The sequence below is a fragment of the Hymenobacter segetis genome (assembly GCF_038448715.1).
Taxonomy (GTDB): Bacteria; Bacteroidota; Bacteroidia; order Cytophagales; family Hymenobacteraceae; genus Hymenobacter; species Hymenobacter segetis.
Genome location: NZ_JBCEVZ010000055.1, coordinates 1 through 23,715, shown reverse-complemented (window position 1 = coordinate 23,715; position 23,715 = coordinate 1). Strand labels below are relative to the sequence as shown.

Sequence of the window (23,715 nt, the reverse complement as noted above, 5' to 3'; positions counted from 1 at the left end):
AATTCATTTACTAGTGCGGTAAAGATGCTTCGCTGCGCTCTGCGTGACGGTTACTCGCCGCCGCCTTGCGCGGCGATGATGAACTCGGCCAGCTCGCGGAAGCAGCCGTAGCCGCCGGCGGTCTGGCAATGAAAGTCGGCCACGGCGCGGGCGAAGGAGGTGGCATCGCCAGGGCAGGCCGAGAAACCAACCATTCCCAGAATCTCCACATCGTTGGTATCATCGCCGATGAAGGCCACTTCCTCGGCCGTGAGGCCGGTGCGAGCCAGGATTTCGTGCAGGCAGGCGGGCTTGTCTTTGATGCCCAGGTGCAGCTCCTCGATGCGCAGCTTGGCGGCGCGGGTGCGCACGGAAGGCGACATTTCGCCCGTCATAATGCCCGTCAGAATGCCGTGGTTGCGCAGGCGCTCCACGCCCATGCCGTCGCGGATGTTGAAGCGCTTCATTTCCTCGCCCCGCTCGGAATAGTATACCCCGCCATCGGTCAGCACGCCGTCGCAATCGGTGAGAACCAAGCGAATGCGGCGAGCCCGGGCAGTGAGGTCTGGTAATTTCATGAAAGCAAGGAAAAAAACGAATAAACGAAGTGCAGCAAAAAGCCAAAACCGGCCCGATGAGGCCAATAGGGCCGCAAGTTCGGCACAGAAAGGCGAAGTGAAAATTGGACCAAAAGTATAATTATACCGTACCGCGTACCTTAGCATTGTGAATTGTCTTTCCTTGTATCCTATGAAGAATAAGTTGACTATCGGCGCTACGGTTGCCCTTATGTTGCCAATGGCCGCTTTTGCCCAGTCGCCCCATGATGTGGTGGTAGCGGCGGAAACAGCATTTGCGGCCCAGGCCACGCAAACCAGCACGGAGGCCGCGTTTCTGGCCAATAGTGCCCCCACGTCCCTGGTGACCGAAAACGGCAAGCTGGCCAACGCCCAGGAGGTGTGGCGCACGCGCCCCTCGCGGCCCGGCAATAAGCTGACCTGGTATCCGGTGCTGGCCGATGCGGCCCAGTCGGGCGACATGGGCTATACTACCGGCCCTTGGACCATGCTGCAAAATAACCGCCCGGTGGCGGCCGGCGAGTACGTGACCGTGTGGCGCAAGCAGCTGGATGGCCGCTGGAAATTCGCTATCGACATGGGCATCGAGCGCATTGGGACCGCGCCCGCGCAGATAGCCACCGTGGCCCGGCCCCGCCTGATGGCGGCCGCCGCCACGCCCAGCGCCGCGCCGTCCAACATCGTGCTCGAAGTCGACAGCAAGTTTGCCTCCGCCGAGCTCATGAAGCCCGGGGCCACCTACCAGCAGTACCTGAGCGCCGAAGCCCGCCTCTACCGCTCGGGCCTATCGATGATGCAGGGCGCAGCGGCCTCGGCCAACATGAAGAATATTGACGGCGGCTACCTATTCATTGCCAACACCGGCTACCTGGCCGCCGCCGGCGATTTGGGCTACGTGGTGGGCTCGCTCCACCGCCCGGCCAGCACCAACCACCCCGAAGAAAACGGCACCTTCCTGCGCATCTGGCGCCGCGAAGCCGACGCCGGCTGGCGCATTGTGCTGGAGATGTTCAACTTCGTGCCCAGCGCGGCCGAGGCTGCCGCTGCTACCCCGGCGGCACCTGCGCCGGCCGTGCCTGCGCCAGGCACCACCGGCCAGCTGCCGGCCAAGCGCCGCGAATAGTCCCGGTAGCACGCAGCGGCTCAAACTCAACGTATTCCCTCAAAAGCCCTCAGCGCGCCTTGGCGAGTTGGGGGCTTTTCTTTGAATCGGGTGTAAGGCTGGGGCCCTGGCCGCGTCTGGCCAACCAAGGAAGGGGCGGACCGTATTTGCGGCCGGCGGCCTTCAAGTCTGATTTTTTTCAGCTTGTTATGAAAGCATTAGGATGGTTGTTGGCCGTGCCACTGTTGGGCGGTTGGGTAGGGCCGACGCGGCCGGTAGTCCCGGCACCCGGGGCCGGCCGGGTGCCGGTCGTGGTTGAGCTTTTCACTTCCGAAGGCTGCTCCAGCTGTCCGGCCGCTGATGAAGCATTACGCGAGTTGGAAAAAAAACAGTCAGTGCCTGGCGTAGAGGTTATCGCGTTGGGTGAGCACGTCGATTACTGGAATCGGCTGGGTTGGAAAGACAGCTTCTCGGCCCCGGCCTACACCGAGCGGCAGCGACAATATGCCGCTGGCTTCGGCACGGGCTCCTATACGCCGCAGGCCGTGGTGAATGGCCGCTATGAGCTGGTGGGCAGCCGCCGCGCCGATTTGGTGGCCACCGTGGCCAAAGCCGCCAAAGCCCCGCAAGCCGCCGTGGCCATAGCGCTGGCCGGCAGCACGGCGCAGGTTCGCGTGAGCCGCCTGCCCGCCGGCACGCCCGCCACCGAAGTGCTGTTGGCCATCACTGAAAACGGCCTTGCTTCGCAGATTGGTCGGGGTGAAAATTCGGGGCTGCTGCTGCACCACACGGCCGTGGTGCGCCAGCTGCTGCCGCTGGGCCGGGTAGGGGCCGATGGCACCTTTGCGGCCAGCCCGGCCCTGAAGCTGGCGGCCGACTGGAAACGTCCCAATCTGCGGGCAGTGGTGCTGGTGCAGGAGGTGGCCTCTCGCCGCATCGTGGGCGTGGCCACGGCGGCGCTGGGCAATTAATCCGGCGTTGTGCTCAGCAAGCACGAAACTGCTCACGACGCAAAGCGTACTATTGCAGCGCGACCTTTGCCCAACCAGCCGTCGCCCCGCATGACCCCAAATACCCCTGTTCCGGCCCAGTGGCCGGCCCGCTTCGGCGACGAGCTTTACCGGTTTGCCCTGAGCCGCGTTTCCGATTCGGAAACAGCCGAAGAGCTGGTGCAGGAAACCTTCCTCAGCGCCCTGGATGGCCTGGCTACCTTCCGGGCCGAGGCCTCGGAGCGCACCTGGCTGTTTGTGATTCTGCGCCGCAAAATCATCGACCACTACCGGCGGCAGGCCCGCGCCACCCACGTCGGGCTGGATGAAATCGGGGACGGCGGCCCCACCGAAGCCGATTTTTTCGTGCCTGAAAACGGCCACTGGACAGGCCCGCAGGCCCCCCACAGCTGGCTTCGGGCCGATGCCGCGCTGGAGCAGCAGGAGCTGCGCGACATCCTGCAACGCTGCCAGGAGCGACTGCCGCCGCAGCAGGAAGCGGTGTTTGCCCTGCGTTTCGTGGAGGAATTATCGGCCGAAGAAATTTGTCAGGAGCTGGGTTTGAGCTCGGCTAATTATTGGGTTATCGTGCACCGGGCCAAGCTCCAGCTGCGCCGCTGCCTCGAAAAACACGGTCTCGGCAAAAACTAACTATCCGCTATGCTACGACTTATCAACTGCCAACATGCCACCATGCTCCTGGAGCAGCAGGCCGACCACGCCCTGGCCCGCGAACAGCGCGTGAACCTGTGGCTGCACCTGCGCTATTGCCCCTACTGCAACCGCTACGCCAAACAAACCGTGCTGATTGCGGAGTGGGCGCGGGCCTCGGCAGCCGCCCGTGCGCAGGCCGGCCCGGTGCTATCAGAAGCCGCCAAGGAGCGGATGCGGGAGCGGCTGGCTGCGGCGGGATAACCCGGCTGTCATTGCGAGTGGAGCACAGCGCAACGCGGCAATCCGTCCTCTCATGAGCGACAAGCCAAGAGATGTAACAAGGCCCTTTTAAAACGACAGAAAGCCCCAACACTTCGCGGTATTGGGGCTTTCTGATAAAAGAAGAGTGTCTGGTTTTGAGAGGACGGATTGCCGCGTTGCGTCTCCGCTTGATGCGCGGAATGCTCCACTCGCAATGACAATTTACGCCCCCGTTGGGGCCAGGCGCACTACCAGCCCATCAGTGCGGGGCGTGAGGCGAATCTGGCAGCTCAGGCGGGAGCCTTCGTGCACCACGGGCAGGGTTTCGAGCATGTCGAGCTCGTCGTCGCCGGGTTCGGGTAGGGCGGGGCCGGCCAGTACCTCTACGTGGCAGGTGGCGCAGAGGGCCATGCCGCCGCAGGTAGCCATGATGTCGTAGCCGCTGGCTTTCAGCAGCTCCATTAGGCTCAGGCCCATGTCGGTGGGGCCGATGAGCTCCGTGCGCTGGCCGGGTGCCTCTTCGACGTAAATGCGGATGTCGTTTTCCATAAGATTATTGGGTAGGCAGTACAACAGCACGTCATGCTGAGCGCAGCCGAAGCATCTCTACCACGCGAGTATTCATTTACTACTGCGGTAGAGATGCTTCGGCTGCGCTCAGCATGACGTGCTGCGTTGCCAGATTACATGCTGGGGGCCCCGTTGACAGTGGTGTACTTTAGGGTGTACTTCTTGTCGGGGAAAATGTATTTGAACGCGCCCTGGCACATCAGCGCGGCCTCGTGGAAGCCGCAGAGTATGAGCTTCAGCTTGCCGGGATAGGTGTTGATATCGCCGATGGCAAACACGCCGGGCAGCGAGGTGCTGTAGTCGAGCGTATCGACTTTCACGGCATCGTTCTCAATTTCCAGTCCCCACTCACCGATGGGGCCGAGCTTGGGCGTGAGTCCGAACAGCGGAATGAAGCAGTCGAGCGGCACGGTTTCGGCCTTGCCGTCGTTGCCGGTGATGGTTACTTCCTTCAGCTCGCCGTTGCCGTGCAGGTGCGTCACGTTGGAGCTGAGGACGAGCTTGATTTTGCCGGATTCGTGCAGTTTCTGCACTTTCTCGGCCGAGTCGGCCGCGCCGCGGAAGGTGGTGCCGCGGTGCACGAGCGTCACATCGGAGGCCACATTGGCGAGGAAATTGGTCCAGTCGAGGGCGGAGTCGCCGCCGCCGGCGATGACGATTTTCTTGTCGCGGAAGTGCTCAGGGTCGCGCACCATGTAGTGCACGCCTTTGCCGCCTTCGAAATGCTCCAGGTTTTCCACGGCCGGCTTGCGGGGTTCAAATGAGCCCAGGCCGCCGGCAATGGCCACGGCCTTGCAGTGAATTTCGGTGCCGTCGGTGGTGAACAACTGGAAGGAGCCGTCGTCGAGCTTCTCGAATTTTTCAACCCGCTCGCCCAGCGTAAAGGTGGGGTGGAAGGGCTCAATCTGCTTCATCAGATTGTCGACCAGGTCGCCAGCCAGGATTTCAGGGAAACCCGGAATGTCGTAAATTGGCTTCTTGGGGTAAATCTCGGAGAGTTGCCCGCCGGGCTGCGGCAGGGCATCAACAACGTGGCAGCGGAGCTTGAGCAAGCCCGCTTCAAAAACTGCAAACAGACCGACCGGGCCGGCTCCGATAATGCAGATATCGGTGGAAATGGTGTTGGACATAAAAGTGTTAAGTGCCTTTAACCGGGCGTCGGCTTTGAAGCGGCCACAACGTAGGAGGCCGTTGGCGCAAAGGTACGGGTCGGGGTCGGGGCCGCCAATCGGCGGCCCGTGCTATAACAGCCCCGGCCGGCTAAACGTTGGTCCGAAAGCGGTCAATTTCAGCCTTCGGCAGCCAGCTCGTCCAAGTATTTGTCGGCCTCCCATAGGTCGGTAAAATTGCGCCGCGGGTACTTGGAGGGCGCTTCTTCCGGCGTTTCGGCGTGGGCCAACAGCACATCGGGCGCGTGCACGGTAGCAATCATGCGCAGGCCGCGGCCGTCGAGCATTTGCTGCACTTGCTCGAAAAGCTTGGTGAGCGGCCCCGAGGCAATCTCCAGCTCGGTCATGTCGCTAAGAATCGTGAACCCGGGCTTCATCGCATCCAGCGCCTGCCGCCAGTCGCTGAGGTACTCGGGCAGCTCCTGCGCCTGGGCCAACTCGGCGAAGTGCTTATAAAAGATGCGGTTGCGGCTCGGTTCGGCGGTAATCTGGTATTCGGGGCGAAAAGCAATGAGGCGCATGAGCGGCACAGAGAAAATGAGGAACTGATGGTCTGACGACCATCCATGCCCACCGCCAGCAGTGGTCGATAGAGCAGGAAAAGCAGCTACGAAAAGCTGCAAATTTTGGCCGGCCGCAAAAATACACGTACCACCGGCGGATTGCCTACGTTTAACGGTCTGGTTTTCGGCCGGCGGGTAGTTCGCTGCGTAATGCCTATACTTCGCCCCAAAACCTAGCTTAGCGTTTCTTCTATGCCGATTTCCGTTTTTGTGGGCGTGCCCGCGCCGCGTTTGTTTCGTTGTTTCCGGCTCGCCGGAATGCTTCTCGGGTCCCTTTCATTGCTCACCGCCTGCGGCTCGGAGCCCACCGAAACCACCGCCAGCAAGCCCGCCAAAGGCACCAAAGCCGTTACTGAAGCGCCTGCTAACACGGATGCCGCCCCGCTGCACGTCAGCGTTTTTCTGGAATATTCGGGTGGCATGAAGGGTTTTGTGCCGCGCGGCGGGGCCGATAAGCCAGCTACCGAATTCCAGCAGCGCATCGGCGCACTTATCACCGAAACCCAGGTGAGCGGGGCCGTGGCCGAGCGCAAGTATTACCTCTGCGAAAATGCCGCCCCCCGGCCCGTGAAGTTTGAGCAGCTGCGCGATGTGGTGCAGGGCGAGGTGAGTCAGGCCGCCCTCGGTACCGAACTGCCCCAGATGCTGGAAGGGGTTTTGAACCGGCCCAAAGCAGGGGAGGAGGTAAGCGTGGTGATTTCGGACTTCATCTACGGCCCGGCCCGCAAGTCTGATTTTTCGCAGCTGCCGAACCTGATTCGCACGTCCATCGCGCCTGTTAGCCAGCAGCAATTGGCCGTGGCGGTATTCGGCGAAACCTCGCATTTCTACGGCAGCTACTTCCCGGCCGTGAAAACGCCCGTGCAGAAGCGCACCCTGAATGGCGAGAAAGTGCCTTACTACGTGTGGGTTATCGGCCCGCCCGCGCAGGTAGCGCGCTACGCCGCCGAGGTGTTCCGGAACGCGCCGGCTCAGCAGGCGTTTTTTGGCTTGAAAACCAAGACGCCGGCCTTCGCCCCGCTGCTCACTAAGCTCACCGACCCGAAATTAAAGTCGAGCGGCGGCACGGTATACACCGAAAACAACGGCCTGACCCTGAACCCTTCCGACGACCCGGTGGACTTTTCGGTGGGGCTGGATTTGAAGGAATTGCCTGTTGCCTGGCAGCAGCCAGCATTTTTGGCCCAACATCTGCAGGTGCGCCTGCCCAATGGCCAGGCCAGCTTGTTGCCCAACTCGGTGCACTCCCTCACCGAAGTGGAGCAGAGTGGCCAGCCGGTGCTGGCACCTTACACCCACGTGGTGCGGCTGCGGGTGAGCAAGCTGGCGGCACCCACGGCCACGCTCACCGTGAGTTTGCCCGCTCCGGAAACGCCGGACTGGGTTGCGGCCTGGAGCACGACCAATGACAATACGCCCGCGCCCCGCACGTTTGGCCTCGACCAAATTCTGGCCGGTGTCCGCCAATCGTATCCAACCACGCTGCCGGCCGTATTTACGGTTCAGCTTCCGCTCAAAAACGATAAATAACCCTGCCCCCTTTTTCAACCTATGCAAACCTTCTTCACCAGCCTGTACTCGGCCCTGATTTCCATTTTCCAAAGCCAGCGCCCGGCCGATTACGGCTTGTATAAAACAGATTTATTCTCGCTTGTAGGGTGGAGCACGCTGGGCGTGAGCCTGTTGCTGGTGCTAGCCTTTTACTACGTGTTCAACTCGGCCATGCGCACCGGCATGTTCCGCAGTACGCACTGGGCCTTGACGCTGGCGCTGGCCGCTGGCTTAGGCGTGTTTCTGGCCAATAGCCTCAGCAAAAGCCACGGCGCGGAAGTGAGCAGCTATTTAGGCTACTTCATGGTCGTGAATATGCTGGTGGCAGCGCTGTGGTTCCTGCTGTTTTCGGTGCTGCTGAAGCGTTGGAGCACTTATGCGCGCACTACGCCGTTTGTGGGGCCGTTTTAAATTCTCTTGTTAACGGCTGTCATTCTGAGCAGAGCGAAGGACTTTATCACGTCCGGGTATTCTGATGGTTTACTGCGAATGATGCTGGCCTGAGAAGGTCCTTCGCTCTGCTCTGGATGACAGCCGTTGAAAATGACAGTTCTTACAATCCGCTAGAAAACAATGTCTAAACTATTCATCTTCGCCGTGGGCGGCACCGGAGCCCGCGTGCTACGCTCCCTCACCATGCTGCTGGCGGCCGGAGTTCGCATCCCGAACTGCGACCAGGTAGTGCCCGTCCTCATCGACCCTGATACCCAGAACGGCGACGTGACCCGCACCGTGGCCCTGCTCAAGCGCTACGCCCGCATTCACGAAGCCCTGTACGGCGATGGCCAGAAGGAAAAAACCGGCTTCTTCAGCCAGCCCATGAACACGCTGGCCCATCTGAACACCAGCGGCGGCGGCGAAGAGCTGCGCGACTCGTTCGTGTACGACTTCGGTGGTATCAGCCAGCCATTCCGTGATTACCTGAAATACAACGACCTCTCGGTGGAAACGCAGGGTCTGGTCGATTTGCTGTTTACGCAGGACAGCCTCGCTGCCAACCTCGACGTGGGCTTCCGCGGCTCGCCCAACGTGGGCTCGGTGGTGCTCAATGCCGTGGTGCAATCCAAGGAAATGCGCTACCTAGCCCAGAGCTTGCAGGACGGGGACCGGGCGTTTTTCATCAGTTCGATTTTTGGCGGTACCGGCGCGGCCGGCTTCCCGCTGCTGGTGAAAAACCTGCGCGATGCCAACTCCCCGCTGGCCCACCCCGAAATCCGCCGCCGCCTCAAAGCCGGCGCCCTGGTGATGCTGCCGTACTTCAAATTGCAGGACCCTTCGGCTGATGAAAAATCAGCCGGACAGGACTTTATCGACTCGAATACCTTCGTCACGAAGACCAAAACGGCCCTCTCGTACTACGCTGACAACCTGCAGGGCTTGGAGGCCATGTACTACCTCGGTGACCAGCCCGGCCAGCCGCTGGCCAACCATCCCGGCCGTGCCGAGCAGCGCAACCAGGCCCACCTGCTGGAGTTGCTGGGTGCCTTGGCCGTGCCGCACTTCATGGAAGTGCCCGACAACCAGCTCGACGGCAACCAGCCGCTCTACCACGAGTACGGCCTGAAAGCCGATACCACCGACATCGACTTCGGCCAGCTGCCCACTGAAATGCGCCAGGAAGTGGCCCGTCCGCTTATCCAGCTGCACTACTTCGCCCGCTACTTCCTCAAGCACACCCCCGACGACGCCAAAGCGCCCTACTACGAAGCCGGCGACCTAACCGCCCAGCTGCGCAACAACCGCGCCCTGCGTGAGCTGACCGACTTCTTCGGCGACTATAACGAGTGGCTCCGCGAGCTGGGCGTGAACCAGCGCCGCTACACCGCCATCCGCGCCGATGAGGTTGATTTCAACAAAATGGTGAGCGATAAAACGGTGGAAACCGGCATTTTCAGCAAAGGCATCACGCCCGGCTTCTTCCGCGATGAGCTGACGAAGGCAGTAGGGAAGGCCACGCTGAGCAACCCGACGGAGAACGAGGCGTTGCGCTGGGTGGTGAAAGCCTTTGAGGAGGCGACGGGCGAGATTCTGGATAAAAAGCTGCAGTACTCCTAAGCGCCGTCTGTCATTGCGAGTGGAGAGCAGCGGAACGCGGCAATCCGTCCTCCTAATGCGACCAGCCCCGAGAAGTGACAAAGGCTTCAGTAGAAATTAAAACTCCATCACATTATCCAGTGACGCGCTGAGAACAGGATGGATTGCCACGGGCTGCGCCCTCGCAATGACGAACGATTCAACGACTCGCGTTACCTGACCGAAAACAACCTTCATGGCTAAAATCCTGCGATTACACGACACCGGCTCCAGCACCCACGAGGGCTGGGGGCCGACTGGCAAAATAGGGCCCCACGAAGTGGAGCGCCTGCTCGACCCGCAAGGCGGCCGTGCCGCTAAGGTGGCGGTTTCGATTCCCTCGCCGTTTGCGCGAATGCACCTGGTCGAAACCGCGTTGCGCTTCGTGACGCAGGGCGGCGTGAGCCAGGATTCGGTTTATCACCAGCTCGTCAGCCACTTCTGGGACGTGTGGGAAATGGTATTCAACTTCCACCAGCGTAAGCTGGCCAGCCAGCGCCTGCAAATCCGGGCCTGGCGCAAGGACGAGGAGCTGGCCAAGCTGCGCGCCAACCCCGCCACCCGCCCGCTGGCCGATGTGCTGGCCCTGTATCTCGACGGCCGCTTCGCGAAGCTGACCGAGATGCACCTCATCTACTTCCCCGGCGCGAATGGCGTGCCGCAGCTCATCGGCGGCACCTCGCCGCTCACGCTGTTTTTCCCAGCCCCGAATGTGAAGCCGCTGCCCGTGCAGCGCCCGCAGGGTGGGGGCTATTATTTTGATAACCAGTACGTGCCGCTGGCCAACCGCGAGGCCGCGTTCCGTGACTACGTGTACCAGGAGTTCGTGGGCGACCCGGCCCTGACGACGATGGCACCGCTGGTGCGCGACACCCTGGACCGCGGCCAGTTGCAGAAGTGGGCCATGGATGGCACCGCCAGCCTCAGCAATTTCCCCATCCTCATCGACGCTTCGAACAACCAGATTGACGTAGCCGGCGTGCTGCTGCGCGTGCGGCCCGACGAGGGCACCGTGCGCGGCTCCGATCTGTTCATCCGGCCCACCCGGGCGGGCGTGGCGGGCCCGTTACCAATCGTGTTGCGCCCGGGTTTGAAGGCTGTGGGCAAGAAGTATTACAACGAAACCATGTTTGCCGACAGCGGTGCGACTGTGCCAGCCGCCGATGCCCGCCCGCTGAAGGAGCGTACCCTGCCCGGCCCGGAGTTGCCGTACCCATACCTGACGGTGAACGACTTGCTGGAAGAAACCCTGCTGGCCGTGCCTTACGAGGTGGATGAAGCCCGGTTCTTCTGCGGTAATCTGAAAATTGCACCTGGTTTCCGCCCCAGCAGCTGGCCGCTGCTGCCCATCAAGCCGCTGTATTTCGACTACTTCACGCAGACGGATTTGGCCGAGCATTTGACGCTGGAGCTGGAATCGGCTTGCATTCGGGTGAAGCTGCGGGTGCCGGTGAGTGGCGGCGACTACGTGGATTATGAGCGTGCCTACTATGAGAACCCGCAAGGGGAGGGAGTGGGCCGGCTGCGCGTGACCAACGTGGCGCTGTCGGTGTTCCCGTTCGTAAAAGTGGCCGACGCCCCGCAGTACAACGACTTCTACAAAGTCATGCTGGTGGATGCCAACAACATCGACCCGAGCATGGTGACCAAGAAAGTCGACCTGAAATTCTGGGCCAATGGCCACCAGCTCAGCGAAACCGGCACCGACCAGAGCGCTACCCGCTACGAGCGCACTCCCAAAACCGGCCAGGACGAAGGCAGCACCTACTACGAGGTTCGCGGCACGCATTTCGACTACCTCGAAGTGCTGAACCCGGCCCCGGCCGAGGGCCGCGCGCTCATCATCCCGCGCTGGCCCGAAGTGCGCCAGGGCACCAAGGAGTACCGTTTTGCCATCGACTTCGGCACCACGAATACCCACGTCGCCATGCAGGACAGCCCCGGCCAGGAGCCCAAGCCGTTCAGCTTTGGCCTGACCGATACGCCGGTGGCCCTGCTCAAAAAGAGCACCACCGAGCCCGACCGCACCGCCTATGAGCGCCTGTACCGAGGCATCGACGACGACCCGGCCAACTTCGTGCAAATCAAGCGCTGGCAGCAGTACCAGGAGCGCGAATTCGTGCCTCCCATCATCGGGCAGGACAGTTCGCCCTACGCCTTTCCGGCCCGCACCGCGACTTACGAAGCCGCCAACTATGCCACCCAAGAGTTGAGCGTGCTCGGCAACATCAACGTGGCTTTCGGCATCATCACAGAGGAGCAACGCCGGCCGAATTACCACACCAATCTGAAGTGGGATAATTCGCTGAATATCGCCAACACCAACCGCGTGAGGGCATTTTTCAAGGAAATCCTGCTGCTGTGCCGCGCCAAAGTGGCCCTGAACGGCGGCAATCTCGCGGCCACGCAAATCACCTGGTTTGCCCCGCTGAGCTTCTCGACTTACCAGCGCAACCTCTACCAGCGCGAGTGGGATACGCTGTTTCACAGCGTCTTCCATACCACCAATTCCATGCCCTGCATGGTCGAGTCGACGGCCCCGTACTACTATCTCACCCGTCGCAACATCGTGACGCTGGGACCGGGCGAAAACGCGGCCTTTATCGACATCGGCGGTGGTACCACCGACGTGCTGCTCTACGCCGACCGCAAGCCGGTGCTGAGCACGTCGTTCCGCTTCGCCGGCAACGACTTGTGGGGCGACGGCGGGGCCGAAGTGCGCGGCTCAAAGGACAATGGTCTCGTGCGTTTCGGCGTAGCGGGGGTGCAGAGCGCGGTGCTTTCGCCCGCCGCCCGCCGGGCCCGCGAATACGTGCTGGTGGCTGAGGGGACCGATAATTTCGGCTCCGAGGACGTGGCTAGCTTCCTATTCAACTACGACCAGTTGCTGGGCTTTAGCGAGCGGCTGTTGCGGGCTGAGCACCTGCGGGTGCTGTTTTACCTGCACTTCGGCGCGCTGATTTACCATGTGGCGCAGGTGACGGTGGCCAACGGCCAGCAGCTGCCGCGCTACCTGTGCTTCACCGGTCGCGGTAGCCTGTATGTGCGCCTGCTGGCGGCCGGTTCCAACCTGCAACCGGTGGAGAAACTGGCCCGCCTCATCATGGAAAAAGCCACCGGGCAGACCGTGCCGGCCGATTTCCGTATTAAGCTAGCCGACGACCCCAAGCAAACTACCGCCAACGGCGGCGTGCTCGCCACCGGCCAGATTCCGCAGGACCCGCCCATGGTGCGCCCCGTGGGCGTGCTGCCCGACCCCGAGAATCCGCTGGCCGATAAAGGCGAACACCACCTCGAAGCGACGGCCGTCACCGACGAAATCAAACAGGCTGTGCTGGCCAACGCCCGCGCCTGCCTCAAGCTGCTGCTCGAAGACCCCGAGCTGAAGCGCGTGCAGGCCGACCTGGGCGTGAAAAACGACCAAGGCCTGGTGATGAACACATTGGAACGCAGCCTCGGCGACTCCTTCAACCTCTACCGGCAGCAGTATGCTGACGTGCTCCGCGACGGTGATACCGTGCCCGAAACGCTGTTCTTCCTGCCGTTCAAAAACGCCCTGTATGAGCTATCCAAGGTGCTTCATGACGCGCAGCCGCTCAACTAGCCGCGTCGGCTCAGTGAGCCTGTTCCAGCCGGCCGGCTGCCCGCGTAAGGGCAGCCGGCCGTTGCTGCTTCTCCTGCTGCTGGGGCTGCTGGGTGGCAGCCCAGCGGCGTGGGCGCAGCCGTCCGCCAATACACCCGCGCCTCATTTGGCAACCGATTCGGCCTCTACGACCAGTGCTGCGCCAGTTGCTCAGCCGGCTTCGCACTGGACTACGGTGTGGGCGGTGCTGGGCGGCGTGGCCATTGGCGCGCTGGGCGTGTGGTTGTTCGTGCGGAAATCACAGGCAACTAATAATTCCAGTGTTATGCTGGATGCGCCTTCGCCCAAACCCATGCCCGCACCTATGCCAGTGCCCGAACCGGTGCGAAAAAAGCCGGCTGAGAACGTGCGGAAGTCGCCGCCCGCCGAGTCGCCCGCCGCCGAAAGCACGGGCAAAGGCGTTTCGTTTCAGTCGATGCGCGAGGTGCAGGGCACTACTCCGAAGCAGCCGGCCAAGCCCTCCGGCAAGGATAAAAGGACCCAGCCCAATTTCAATTCCCGTAAATCGTCCGCTGCTAATTCTCCCCAATCCTGGCCGCCGATTGCCCCCCGCCCCTCCGCTATGAATCCAACTTCGCCCACCCCGCCGCCCACTGGCGATAACCAGCCATTGGAGCCCGGCCAAACCATTGAATGGGCCGCACCAACGTCTACGCCGCCCGCCATTCAGGAATTGATTGACAGCAGCGCCAACGAAACTGCTGCTACCGAAGCCGCGCCCAAAACTGCCGCCCCCGCCGCATCCAACGGCCCGCTGCACTACTACGCCCCGGCCCCCGACGTGCCGAGCATCGAGCACCGCAAGCTCAGCCCCAACCCGCTGCCCCAGATGCCGCTGCTCATCACGCTGCCTTCGGCGGAAGCCGCTACGGCGCAATTTTCCTTCAGCCCGCAGGCCGACCAGTCGCGCATTATCGGCAACGGCGTGCGCGAGTTGAAGGAGTTTTTTCAGTTTGAGTTGCCGCCCACAGAGCAGTTCACGACGATTAAAAACCTGAAAGCCGGCAAGCTGGAAAAGCGCGATGACGCCTGGCACGTGGTGCAGAAAGCCGAAATCGCGCTGAGCTAAGAATTGGCTTGAATGAGGTAGAGACGCAATATTTTGCGTCTCGTCGGTGCTGATGTTGTTTAGTTGCTACGGTACCTAGCCAAATGGCGAGGTCGTAGCCGTTCAACGACGAGACGCAAAATATTGCGTCTCTACCTTCGCTGTAAATCCAAGTTATGCTCCTAATTGAAATCCTCCTCATCCTGGCGCTGGTGGCCTGGCAGGCGCTGGTGTTCCTGCGCAACCGCCAGCTCACGGCCCGGGTGCAGGCCATGTACCCGCTGGCGGGCGCGGTGGCGGTGCAGCCCATTCCCTTCACGGCGGCCGACCCGGACAAAAACTTCGCCATCCAGTACGATGCGCTCATCACCCGCGATGCCTCGCCGGAGTTCGGCCAAATCATCACCGATACCAACGAATATCTGCTCAACAACCGCGGCGCGGCGGCCGACTTTGGCATTCTGAAAGACATTTCCGAGCGCCACGCCGAGGCGCTGGATGAGGAGATTCAGGCCCAGATTGCCACGCCGCTGTATCTGGGGCTGCTGGGCACGTTCACGGGCGCTATTCTGGGCTTGATTTCACTGGTGGGCAATCCGTTTGCTGATGTGGTGGTGGACCCGGCCAAGGATACTTCGTTCAGCAACGGCGACGTGCAGCACTTCCTCGGCGGGGTGCTCATTGCGATGATTGGCAGCTTGTTCGGCCTGGCCTTCACGCTGGCCGGCAACCAGCTGCTAAAGCAGGCCCGCGCCGCCCGCGACCGCAACAAAAACGCCTACTACACCTTCCTGCAAAAGGCCCTGCTGCCCAAGCTGAACTCTGACATGCAGGCCGGCATGAGCAACCTGAAATCGGTGCTCGATACCTTCAACGCCGAGTTTTTCAGCCAGATTCAGAACGACTTTTTTAGCAAGATTCACGAATTCACGCCGCTCATTGCCAGCATCACGGAGAACGTGAGCGTGCAGAAGCGCTTCCTGGAGCAGCTGGAGAAAATCGGCTATTCAGAGCTGGCCAACGCCACCATCAAGGTGTTTGATAGGGTGGACGAAAGCGCCCAGACCTTCGAGAAATTCCTGGGCTACCAGCAGGCCCTGAATACCACCGTGGTCCATAGCAACGAGGCTGCCCAGACCATCGGGGCGCTGCTTAACCGCCTCACCGCATTGGAGCAGGGCCTGGCCAGTGTGCCGCAGTACCTGCAGCAGCACGACGATGCCCTGCGCCAGCAAGTGGCGTTTTTCAGCCAGCACGGCAAGCTCCTGGCCGATTTGGGCGCGCAAATCCGCCAGGGGGTGAGCGAGGGCGTGCACCGCATGGATGCCGAGCTGGACGGCCGCCTGCAGGAGCTGCAAAAAGAAGCTTCTGAGGCTCACGAGCAATGGCAGCAGCATTTCCGCCGCCTCAATGAGAACAACGTCTACCAGAAAATCACCGAGTACCTGAATCCCTTCACCCAGCTGCCAGCCCAGCAAAAGGACCTGAACGTGCTGCAGGAGCGCCAGGCTCAACAAACTGCCCAGGCTATGCAGCGCCTAGAAGGCCGTTTGCTGGTCGACTCTCAGCTTCAGCAGCAACTCTTGCAACAGGTGGACCGCACGAACAAGGTGCTGGAAGAACTGACCAAGCCCAATTGGTTTCAACGCACCGTGCTGGGCAAGAAGTAATACTATACCAGAGGAACGGTCATGCTGAGCGCAGCCGAAGCATCTCTCCCGCTTCGTTGCGAGAGTAAATAATTAGTTGCGCAGTAGAGATGCTTCGGCTGCGCTCAGCATGACGGGCTATATAATAATCTTAGTAACCAAACCCACACTATGAAAGAGAGCAAGGACTTCTTCTGGCCCAGCTACGTGGACCTTATGACGGCCTTGTTCCTCATCATGCTCGTGCTGTTCGTGCTGGGGTTCAAGCGCTCCAACGACAAGCAGCGGGACAATGAGCGGCTGATTTCGGAGCTGAAAGTGCAGGTGCAGGAAAAGCGCAAGCTCGACGAAATCAAAGCGGCGCTCAAGCGCCTCGAAAGCAATTACTTCGAGTACAACCCCACCTACAAGCGCTACGAGCTGAAATTCCCGGTCACCTTCGCGCCTAAGAGCGACGTGCTGCCCTACGAGGCCCAAACCCCGCTGGTGAAAGCCGGCCGCTTCCTGCTGAGCCAGATGCAGTCCATCAAAAACGACGACCAGGTGCAGTACCTCATCGTGGTGGAGGGCCGCGCCGCCAAGGACCTGCGCTACCCCGCCAACGACCCGCACAACCTCGACGGCCCGGCCGTGCGCCAGCTCAGCTACAGCCGGGCGCTCGCTGTTATTCGCCTCTGGGAGCAGGCTGGGATACGCTTCCCCGCCAACCTGGAAGTGGTGGCGGCGGGCAGTGGCTTCCGCGGGGCCGGCCGCTACACCGGCAGCCAGGAAGCCCTGAACAAGCGGTTTATTATCCAGATTCAGCCCAAGATTGGGTCGATTGGGAAGTAGGGTGCGGGGCTTGCCCCCGTCCGCCGTTGAACAGAATAATCTTTCAGCGGCGGGCGGGGGCAAGCCCCGCACCCTACTTCATTATTCTTTCAATCGCTGCCAGCTCCTCCGCGCTAAACGCCAGATTCTCCAGGCAGCGCAGCGAGTCATCGAGTTGCTCGGGCTTGCTGGCCCCGATGAGTACGGACGTCACCCGCTCGTCTTTCAAGAGCCAGGAAAGGGCCATTTGGGCGAGGCTTTGATTGCGGGTTTTCGCCAGGTCATTGAGGCGGCGGACCTGGTCGAGGCGCGCGGGTGTGAGGTTGGTTTCGGTGAGGAAGCCCACGCCTTTGGCCACGCGCGAGTCGTCGGGGATGCCGTGCAGGTACTTATCCGTCAGCAGGCCCTGGGCCAGGGGCGAGAAGGGGATGCAACCCACGCCTTCGTCGCCCAGTAAGTCGAGCAGGCCGCCTTCGACCCAGCGCTCAAACATCGAATACTTGGGCTGATGGATGAGGCAGGGCGTACCCATCTCGCGCAGCAGCATGAACGCCTCGGATGCTTCGGCGGGGCGGTAATTGCTCAAGCCCACGTACAGGGCCTTGCCCTGGCGCACGATGAGGTCGAGGGCGGCCATGGTTTCGGCCAGGGGCGTGTCGGGGTCGGGGCGGTGGTGGTAGAAGATGTCGACGTACTCCAGGCCCATGCGCTTCAGGCTTTGGTCGAGGCTGGACACCAGGTATTTCTTCGAGCCCCACTCGCCGTAGGGTCCTTGCCACATGTGGTAGCCGGCTTTGGTCGAGATGATTAATTCATCCCGATACGGCCGGAAATCTTCGCGCAAAATGCGGCCGAAATTCTCCTCGGCCGAGCCGGGCGGCGGGCCGTAGTTGTTGGCCAAATCAAAGTGCGTGATGCCCCGGTCGAACGCCCGGTGCAGGATGGCGCGGGAGTTGGCCAGCAGGTCCACATCGCCGAAATTGTGCCACAGGCCCAGGGAAAGGGCCGGCAGTTTCAGGCCGCTACGGCCGCAGCGGCGGTAGATCATTTCCTGGTAGCGGATGGGGGCGGGCTGGTAGGGCATGGTGGTTGGGAAGTTGTGAACGATAAACTCCCCTCCTTACCAAGGAGGGGATGTTTTCACGAAGTGAAAACGGGGGTGGTTAGGGCGTTGAACGACTTGCGAAAGGCCCGAAACGCAAACGACACCCGAACATAGCACAAAGGCCTCGTTCGGGTGTCGCTCAACGATTCAACCACCCCAGTTCAGCCTGGCGGCTGAACGTCCCCTCCTTGGTAAGGAGGGGAGTGGTCGTTCAATCAATTAGTACCGGCGGTTGATAGCGTTCAAATCCTCAAAAGCCGCTTTCAAGCGGGCCGAGAATGACTCTTCGCCTTTGCGCAGCCACACGCGCGGGTCGTAGTACTTCTTGTTGGGCGAATCGGCCCCGCTGGGGTTGCCAATCTGGCCTTGCAGGAAGCCTTCGTTTTTCACGTAGTAGTCCTTGATGCCTTCCCACAGCGCCCATTGCAGGTCGGTGTCGATGTTCATCTTGATGGCCCCGTAGCTGATGGCCTCGCGGATTTCCTCCTGCGAGGAGCCCGAGCCGCCGTGAAACACGAAGTCGATGGGCAGCGCCTCGGCGATGTTGTGCTTCTGGCGCAGGAACTCCTGCGAGTTGTGCAGAATCTTGGGCTGGAGCTTCACGTTGCCGGGCTTGTACACGCCGTGCACGTTGCCGAACGCGGCCGCGATGGTGAAGCGCGGGCTCACTTCGCTCAGCTGCTCGTAGGCGTAGGCCACTTCCTCGGGCTGGGTGTAGAGCTTGCTGGAATCCACGTCGGAGTTGTCCACGCCGTCTTCCTCGCCGCCGGTCACGCCCAGCTCAATCTCCAGCGTCATGCCGATTTTGGCCATGCGCTCCAGGTAGCGTTTGCAGATTTCGATGTTCTCCTCAATCGGCTCTTCCGACAAATCCAGCATGTGCGAGCTGTAGAGCGGCTGGCCGTACTGCTGGAAGTGTTTTTCGCCGGCCGTGAGCAGGCCGTCAATCCAGGGCAGGAGCTTTTTGGCGGCGTGGTCGGTGTGCAGAATCACGGGCACATCGTACAAAGCAGCCATCAAATGCACGTGCTGGGCCCCCGAAATGCCGCCCGCGATGCTGGCCTGCTGCTTGTCGTTGGGCACCGACTTGCCGGCGAAGAACTGCGCGCCGCCGTTCGAGAACTGGATGATAACCGGCGAATTTACCGCCTTGGCGGTTTCGAGCACGGCGTTCACGGTGTTGGTGCCGGTCACGTTCACGGCGGGCAGGGCGTAGCCCTGGGCCTTGGCGTGCTGGAAGAGGGCCTGCACTTCGTCGCTGTGCAGCACACCGGCGCGCAGGCCGGTAAGGGTTTGGTCAGCCATAGGAAAAAGATATGCGGCGGGGCCGCGGTGGGAGGTGAAGCGAAGGTGAGCAAGCGGGCCGCCACCCGCGGCAGCCCAACGGCAAAGTACGGGCGGCGCTGCCTAACCTGAAAGGTTTCGGCCAAACGAATGCGGGCCCTGGCACCGGGACCAAAAAAAAGAGGCCGACCGTTGCAGCGGTCGGCCTCGGGCCACACGATTCATCCCACTCACTTCTGATTGTCTTTATACAATGGTCATTGACTTCGCCTGCTGGTATATTCCGAACCGGGTGCTGACCTGTAGTCTGTAAATATAGTCGCCAGCCGGCAATCCCAAGCCATTCAGGTTCAGCTTTATATTTTGGGGGCCGGCGCTACGGCCTTTGCGTACCACGCCGGCCATTTTGCGGCCCAACTGGTCGAACAAATCGAGGTGAACGTCGGCCGCGATTAGCAGCGTGAAGGGGACGGTGGTTTCGCCGGTGTGCGGGTTGGGATAATTCTGACCCAGCACAAAAGGGCTGTCGGCGGTGCGCGGCGCATTGGTCCCATCACCGGTTCGGTGGTGCCAGGGCATGACATCGGGCGTAACGGCGCAGCCGCTGCCGGGGACAGTCGTCATGTCGTAAGGGGTGACGTAGCCGGGGGCATCGGTCATGGGAAAAGCAAACAATGCGTGAGGAATAGGCAGTGAAGGTGGTAGGGGTGGAGAAGCAGGAAGTAACAACCCAAAGATGGGCGCCTAAGCGCGTGGATAAGACTGGTAATCGACGGCTTAGTTTAAAAAGTCGATGAACATTCGCTCAGTCACTCCCAATGGTTTTGCTTCAAGCCAAAGCGGGCTGATAGTGGACCGAAGCGGCTGCAACCGGGCAGCAGTCGGCGTGGGGGCGCGGCTGGGCGATTGGGTTTGAAGCCCCGGCGGCGGCCCGGCACCTTTGACGCAGCAACCCGGCCCGCCGGCGCTTTTTCTCCCCCATTTCTTTTTGCCATGCAGCGCTTCGAAGACGAATTTGACATCCAACTCCGCTCAGTCCTGAAAGCCGATGAATACGCTAAGCTGCAAGCGCAGCGGGCCGCCCAGCGCCGGGCGCGCCGCCACGGCCGCCGGCCCACCAACTAAGCCTGGCTTCAATGGGCCGGGGGCTGCTGGTCCTCTATTCCTATCCCTATTATCCTTAGCTCACCATGAAAAAGCAGGTCTATCGCATTCTGCGCCGGATATTTCGGCGGCATCTCATCGCGCCATCCCGCCTGGTGCCGCGCCGCCGGCTGAGCGCCGTGTTTGCCAGCGAAGTAGAGCGCAACGAATTGTATTGCGAAGTGGAACGGGCCTGCTACGTGCAGCTCGACGATGCCGAATTGCAGCGGGCCGAGACGTTTCAGGCGCTGGTGGCCTACGTGGTGCGCTGCCTGCCGGCGGCGTAGGAGCCGCGCTACAGGCGGCGCAGGCCGGCGGTGGCGGCGGCATCGCCGGGGCGGATGAGCAGGGCCTTGGTGTAGAGGGCGCGGGCCTCGGCTTTCTTGCCGAGGTTGAGGTAGGCCCAGGCCAGCGAGATGTTGGAATCGTAGTCGAACGGGTAGAGGTTGACGACGTGCTCAAAGTAGCGCGCGGCCTGGCCGTAGGCCTTGCGGTTGAGGTAGATGACGCCGGTCCAGTAGTTGGCCTGGGTGTTCTGAGGGTCTACTTTCAGGATGCTTTCGTAGGTGGTCAGCATCTTCTCAATCTGGCCCAGCGCGTTCAGGGGCTTGATGAGGCCGAGCTTGGGCTCGATGGCGTAGGGGCGCTGCTCCACGGCTTTCTGGTAGTGGGCGGCGGCGGCGGGGTAGTTTTTGGCCAGGAAGTAGAGCCAGCCCAGGCGCAGGTTCTGCTCGTAGGTGCCCACGTAAATGGCCTTGATGGGCGCGATGGCCTCGGCGTAGTCGGCTTTGGCCTCGGCGGCGTAGCTGGTGGCGAAGGCGGCAGTCTGGTCCGGGGCCTGGGCGGCGGCCGGCACAGCATACACGAGGGCAGCGGTGGCGAAGGTCAGCTTTACCAGGTCCATGCGAGGGCAGTACTAAGGGATTGCAAGTTATACAGGCGGTTGTCGATGGCATCTCGGCGCCGCTCCACACCGTAGCTTAGGCGCAGCGAGAGCCGCTCGGGCAGCAAAATAAGCAGGCCGGCCCCGGCACGGGCCTGCAAGGGGTCGAGAAGATTGTACACGTAAAGCCCGTCGAGCTCGGCCAGCACCGGCACCTGGCCCAGGCCGCCGTACACATCGAGCCACGCGCGGCGGTGCAGCCGGCCGCCCGCGCCCAGCAGTCCATGCGGGTAGCTGCGGCCGTTGGAGCGCACCACGCTGGCCTGCCCGAAGCCGTAGAGGCGCAGGTTGCCGAGCGGGTACACGGTCAGGCGCAGGTCGGTTTGGGCGCGGGCGGTGTCGGTGAGGGTGCCGAGGTACTGGCCCGCCTGCACCGCGAAGTAGGGCCGGGCGTAGGCCAGGGCCGCGTAGCCAAGGTGGCTGGCGGGCGCTTCGAGGTGGCCGAAGTCGCTGTTCAGGTAGTGGTAGCCGAGCAGGGCCCGCCAGCGCGGGCTGAGCTGGCCGGCCAGCAGGGCGTGGTACTGATGCTGGCGCACGGGGTAGCCTTCGCCGCGCATGTGATGCTGGCGGTCGGGCAGCTCAATGTTCTGGCCGAAGTAGCTCAGGTTCTGGCTCAGACTGAGGCGGGGACTGAGGCGGGTGCCCAAGCCCAGGCGCAGGAAGCCGGCCGGCCCCCGGTGCTCATTATGGACCGACTGCCCACTGGCTTCCACCTCCACCCGGCTCAGCAGCTGAAAACCGTTGAGGTGCAGCGGCCGACGGAGCGAGTCGGGCAGGCCGCGGGCCACCAGGGCGGCGGAGCCGGGCTGGTTCAGGCCGAGGTAGGCGAGGGCCAGCCCATAGCGGGCGGTGGTGTCGACGGGATTTTCGCGCAACGCCCGGCCGTAGTGATTAATGGCCGCCGCCGGGCGGTCACGGGCCAAAGCGGCTTGGCCCAGACGGCGGCGCAGGGCCGGGTAATCGAGTCCGAGGCGCAGGGCAGCGCGGCCTACGGAATCGAGGGCAGCCCAGCGGTATTGCCGGGCCAGGGCCTGGGTGAGGCTGTCGGTGGCCTGATAGTCGGGCGTGGAGGCTTGGGCGTGGGCGGCGGTGGCCCCGGCCAGCAGCAGGAGAAGCAGGACGAATAATTTCCTCATGCGCCGGCTACTGTGCAGGTGAGGGTGAGGCTGCCGGTGGCCCGGCGCACGCGTAGCTCGGCCAGCCGGCCATCGGCAAAGAGCAGCTCTGCGGTCTGCACCTCGCGGGCGCGGCCGAAACCCGACACCACCACGCGGCTGCGCAGCCGCACCGGGCCACCGGGCCAGTGGCCGGCGGCAGTAGGCACTTCTTCGGCCCAAAAAGTGGGGCGGAGAAAGCGATAGAACGGGGCCAGTACATCCTGCACCCACGTCAAAACGGGGTTGCGCACCACGGTCAGCGGGAATTCGTCGTGCACGACCTGGCCCGGCAGGCTGGCCAGCGGCACCCGGTAGGCGGCCTGATAAAGCAGGTAGAGCCACGAGCTTTCATCGCCATAAAAGGCGGTGCAGTAGAATACCGACTCATCGCCCGCGAAGTAGAGCACCGCTCCCGTGCGCTGGCAGCGCAGGTAGGCCAGGTTGTATGCATCGGTAAACACCTCCCAGCGCTGGGCCGGGGCATCGGGCGCGGCGGCATCGTGCACGTCCAGGGCGTAGCCGGGGGGCAGGCGCAGGGCCTGGCTCAGGGTACGGTTGAAGGTGGGCGGGCTTACGACTTCGCCCGCCACGGGCACGGCGAAGTGGCGGAGCTGGGGCGTTTTGGGTTCATCGGTTGGCGTTTTGGACGAACCCAACGCTCCATTGGACGAGTCCAAAACGCCAACCGACGAACCCAAGACGCCGTTGGACGAACCCAAAACGCTAACCGACGAACCCAACGCTCCGTTGGACGAGTCCAAAACGCCAACCGATGAACCCAACGCTCTGTTGGACGAGTCCAAAATGCCATCCGACGAACCCAAGATGGTGTTGGGTTTGTCTAACGGTGTCTTGGGTTCGTCCGAAGCGCTAACCGACGACCCCAAAACCTGAAACTGTTGCGTCTTCAGCTTCTTGAGTGGCGGAGTTAAAGCGTCGGTAGCAATAGTTGAACCCGCCCCCTGCATCGCCACGAAATACGCCAACGGGTACGCCAGCGTCCGCGAGCCCACGTAGGGGGTGGCCTGCACCTGGAAGTGCAGGTGCGGCTCGGGCGAGCGGCCCGAGCTGCCGCAGGTGCCGATGATGTCGCCGCGCCGCACGTAGTCGCCCACTTTCACCGGCACCGAGTGGGCGCGCAGGTGCGAGAGCTGCGTGAACAGGCCCGGCGCGTGGCGCAGCACCACGGTATTGCCCCAGTTCTGGCGGGTATTCACCTCGCCGATAGCGTTGTCTTCGATGTGTTGGATGACTTCCTCCACCACGCCGTCGGCGGGGGCGAGGACGGGCTTGTTGTAGGCGTAATAGTCACTCAGGCTAAGGCCGGAGCCGTGGTAGGTGCGGCCGTCGGCATCGGTGATGGCGAAGTCCAGGGCCTGGCCCCAGTCGCCGAGGTGGGTGGGGCCGCCATCCAGGTAGCCTTGGGTGCAGGTCCACGCGCCCC

General features: G+C 62.2%; 23 protein-coding genes. 13 read left to right on the top strand and 10 right to left on the bottom strand.

The annotated features are described in order from the left end of the window. Nucleotides 1-50: 50 nt before the first annotated feature. Complete coding sequence (locus AAFH49_RS17715) at nt 51-557, bottom strand: KdsC family phosphatase (RefSeq protein WP_342300264.1); 507 nt, start codon at nt 555-557, stop codon at nt 51-53. Nucleotides 558-729: 172 nt separating this feature from the next. On the opposite strand from AAFH49_RS17715, the gene AAFH49_RS17710 reads away from it, so the two are divergent. The 4 genes from AAFH49_RS17710 to AAFH49_RS17695 all read left to right on the top strand — a co-directional run bounded on the left by AAFH49_RS17710 (nt 730) and on the right by AAFH49_RS17695 (nt 3,563). Further along, on the top strand, nt 730-1,680 hold the full coding sequence (locus AAFH49_RS17710) for a Cif family virulence factor (RefSeq protein ID WP_342300262.1): 951 nt from the start codon (nt 730-732) through the stop codon (nt 1,678-1,680). A gap of 188 nt (nt 1,681-1,868) precedes the next feature. Next, nucleotides 1,869-2,630: a DUF1223 domain-containing protein gene (locus tag AAFH49_RS17705; protein WP_342300260.1), complete on the top strand. Its 762-nt coding sequence runs from the start codon at nt 1,869-1,871 to the stop codon at nt 2,628-2,630. A 90-nt stretch (nt 2,631-2,720) separates the two neighbouring features. After that, the gene (locus tag AAFH49_RS17700) at nt 2,721-3,299 is read left to right on the top strand and encodes a sigma-70 family RNA polymerase sigma factor (protein ID WP_342300259.1); all 579 of its coding nucleotides are present in this window, start codon (nt 2,721-2,723) and stop codon (nt 3,297-3,299) included. Nucleotides 3,300-3,308: 9 nt separating this feature from the next. Then, nucleotides 3,309-3,563 carry an anti-sigma factor family protein gene (locus tag AAFH49_RS17695; RefSeq protein WP_342300257.1) on the top strand — a complete coding sequence of 85 codons (255 nt, stop codon included), beginning with the start codon at nt 3,309-3,311 and terminating at the stop codon, nt 3,561-3,563. A gap of 222 nt (nt 3,564-3,785) precedes the next feature. On the opposite strand, the gene AAFH49_RS17690 is transcribed toward AAFH49_RS17695, so the two are convergent. The 3 genes from AAFH49_RS17690 to AAFH49_RS17680 form a co-directional block, all read right to left on the bottom strand. Continuing rightward, complete coding sequence (locus tag AAFH49_RS17690) at nt 3,786-4,112, bottom strand: 2Fe-2S iron-sulfur cluster-binding protein (protein ID WP_342300256.1); 327 nt, start codon at nt 4,110-4,112, stop codon at nt 3,786-3,788. 134 nt (nt 4,113-4,246) lie between these two features. After that, complete coding sequence (locus AAFH49_RS17685) at nt 4,247-5,263, bottom strand: NAD(P)/FAD-dependent oxidoreductase (RefSeq protein WP_342300255.1); 1,017 nt, start codon at nt 5,261-5,263, stop codon at nt 4,247-4,249. A gap of 158 nt (nt 5,264-5,421) precedes the next feature. Next, on the bottom strand, nt 5,422-5,823 hold the full coding sequence (locus tag AAFH49_RS17680; RefSeq protein ID WP_342300254.1) for a hypothetical protein: 402 nt from the start codon (nt 5,821-5,823) through the stop codon (nt 5,422-5,424). A gap of 234 nt (nt 5,824-6,057) precedes the next feature. On the opposite strand from AAFH49_RS17680, the gene AAFH49_RS17675 reads away from it, so the two are divergent. From AAFH49_RS17675 to AAFH49_RS17645, 7 genes are all read left to right on the top strand, one after another. Further along, nucleotides 6,058-7,395, top strand: a complete 1,338-nt coding sequence (locus tag AAFH49_RS17675) for a hypothetical protein (protein ID WP_342300252.1) — start codon at nt 6,058-6,060, stop codon at nt 7,393-7,395. A 21-nt stretch (nt 7,396-7,416) separates the two neighbouring features. Further along, nucleotides 7,417-7,827, top strand: a complete 411-nt coding sequence (locus tag AAFH49_RS17670; RefSeq protein ID WP_342300250.1) for a hypothetical protein — start codon at nt 7,417-7,419, stop codon at nt 7,825-7,827. A 162-nt stretch (nt 7,828-7,989) separates the two neighbouring features. After that, nucleotides 7,990-9,471 carry a hypothetical protein gene (locus AAFH49_RS17665; RefSeq protein WP_342300248.1) on the top strand — a complete coding sequence of 494 codons (1,482 nt, stop codon included), beginning with the start codon at nt 7,990-7,992 and terminating at the stop codon, nt 9,469-9,471. Between the two features lie 214 nt (nt 9,472-9,685). Next, entirely contained in the window at nt 9,686-13,093 is a 3,408-nt protein-coding gene (locus AAFH49_RS17660) for a hypothetical protein (RefSeq protein ID WP_342300246.1), read from the top strand. Further along, nucleotides 13,071-14,201 carry a hypothetical protein gene (locus tag AAFH49_RS17655; protein ID WP_342300244.1) on the top strand — a complete coding sequence of 377 codons (1,131 nt, stop codon included), beginning with the start codon at nt 13,071-13,073 and terminating at the stop codon, nt 14,199-14,201. Before AAFH49_RS17660 ends, AAFH49_RS17655 begins: the two co-directional genes overlap by 23 nt. A 155-nt stretch (nt 14,202-14,356) precedes the next feature. After that, a complete protein-coding gene (locus AAFH49_RS17650; RefSeq protein WP_342300242.1) occupies nt 14,357-15,850 on the top strand; it encodes a hypothetical protein in 1,494 nt (497 codons plus the stop codon). A gap of 150 nt (nt 15,851-16,000) precedes the next feature. Then, nucleotides 16,001-16,660, top strand: a complete 660-nt coding sequence (locus AAFH49_RS17645; RefSeq protein ID WP_342300240.1) for an OmpA family protein — start codon at nt 16,001-16,003, stop codon at nt 16,658-16,660. Between the two features lie 73 nt (nt 16,661-16,733). Here AAFH49_RS17645 and mgrA read toward each other — a convergent pair whose 3' ends face one another. The 3 genes from mgrA to AAFH49_RS17630 form a co-directional block, all read right to left on the bottom strand. Further along, the gene (gene mgrA / locus AAFH49_RS17640; protein ID WP_342300239.1) at nt 16,734-17,723 is read right to left on the bottom strand and encodes an L-glyceraldehyde 3-phosphate reductase; all 990 of its coding nucleotides are present in this window, start codon (nt 17,721-17,723) and stop codon (nt 16,734-16,736) included. A gap of 240 nt (nt 17,724-17,963) precedes the next feature. Further along, complete coding sequence (fbaA, locus tag AAFH49_RS17635; RefSeq protein WP_342300238.1) at nt 17,964-19,049, bottom strand: class II fructose-bisphosphate aldolase; 1,086 nt, start codon at nt 19,047-19,049, stop codon at nt 17,964-17,966. A 225-nt stretch (nt 19,050-19,274) separates the two neighbouring features. Continuing rightward, nucleotides 19,275-19,703, bottom strand: coding sequence for a hypothetical protein (locus tag AAFH49_RS17630; RefSeq protein WP_342300236.1), 429 nt, complete (start codon nt 19,701-19,703; stop codon nt 19,275-19,277). A gap of 318 nt (nt 19,704-20,021) precedes the next feature. On the opposite strand from AAFH49_RS17630, the gene AAFH49_RS17625 reads away from it, so the two are divergent. Together AAFH49_RS17625 and AAFH49_RS17620 are read left to right on the top strand one after the other, a co-directional pair. Beyond that, the gene (locus AAFH49_RS17625; protein ID WP_342300234.1) at nt 20,022-20,153 is read left to right on the top strand and encodes a hypothetical protein; all 132 of its coding nucleotides are present in this window, start codon (nt 20,022-20,024) and stop codon (nt 20,151-20,153) included. 65 nt (nt 20,154-20,218) lie between these two features. Continuing rightward, complete coding sequence (locus tag AAFH49_RS17620; RefSeq protein WP_342300233.1) at nt 20,219-20,458, top strand: hypothetical protein; 240 nt, start codon at nt 20,219-20,221, stop codon at nt 20,456-20,458. 8 nt (nt 20,459-20,466) lie between these two features. Here AAFH49_RS17620 and AAFH49_RS17615 read toward each other — a convergent pair whose 3' ends face one another. The 3 genes from AAFH49_RS17615 to AAFH49_RS17605 form a co-directional block, all read right to left on the bottom strand. Beyond that, the gene (locus AAFH49_RS17615; RefSeq protein ID WP_342300232.1) at nt 20,467-21,075 is read right to left on the bottom strand and encodes a tetratricopeptide repeat protein; all 609 of its coding nucleotides are present in this window, start codon (nt 21,073-21,075) and stop codon (nt 20,467-20,469) included. Beyond that, nucleotides 21,063-22,250 (bottom strand): tetratricopeptide repeat protein, encoded by a 1,188-nt coding sequence (locus tag AAFH49_RS17610; protein WP_342300230.1) that lies wholly within the window; start codon nt 22,248-22,250, stop codon nt 21,063-21,065. Before AAFH49_RS17610 ends, AAFH49_RS17615 begins: the two co-directional genes overlap by 13 nt. Beyond that, on the bottom strand, nt 22,247-23,715 hold a 1,469-nt coding region (locus tag AAFH49_RS17605; protein ID WP_342300229.1), incomplete at its 5' end, for a M23 family metallopeptidase. The genes AAFH49_RS17610 and AAFH49_RS17605, both read right to left, overlap by 4 nt.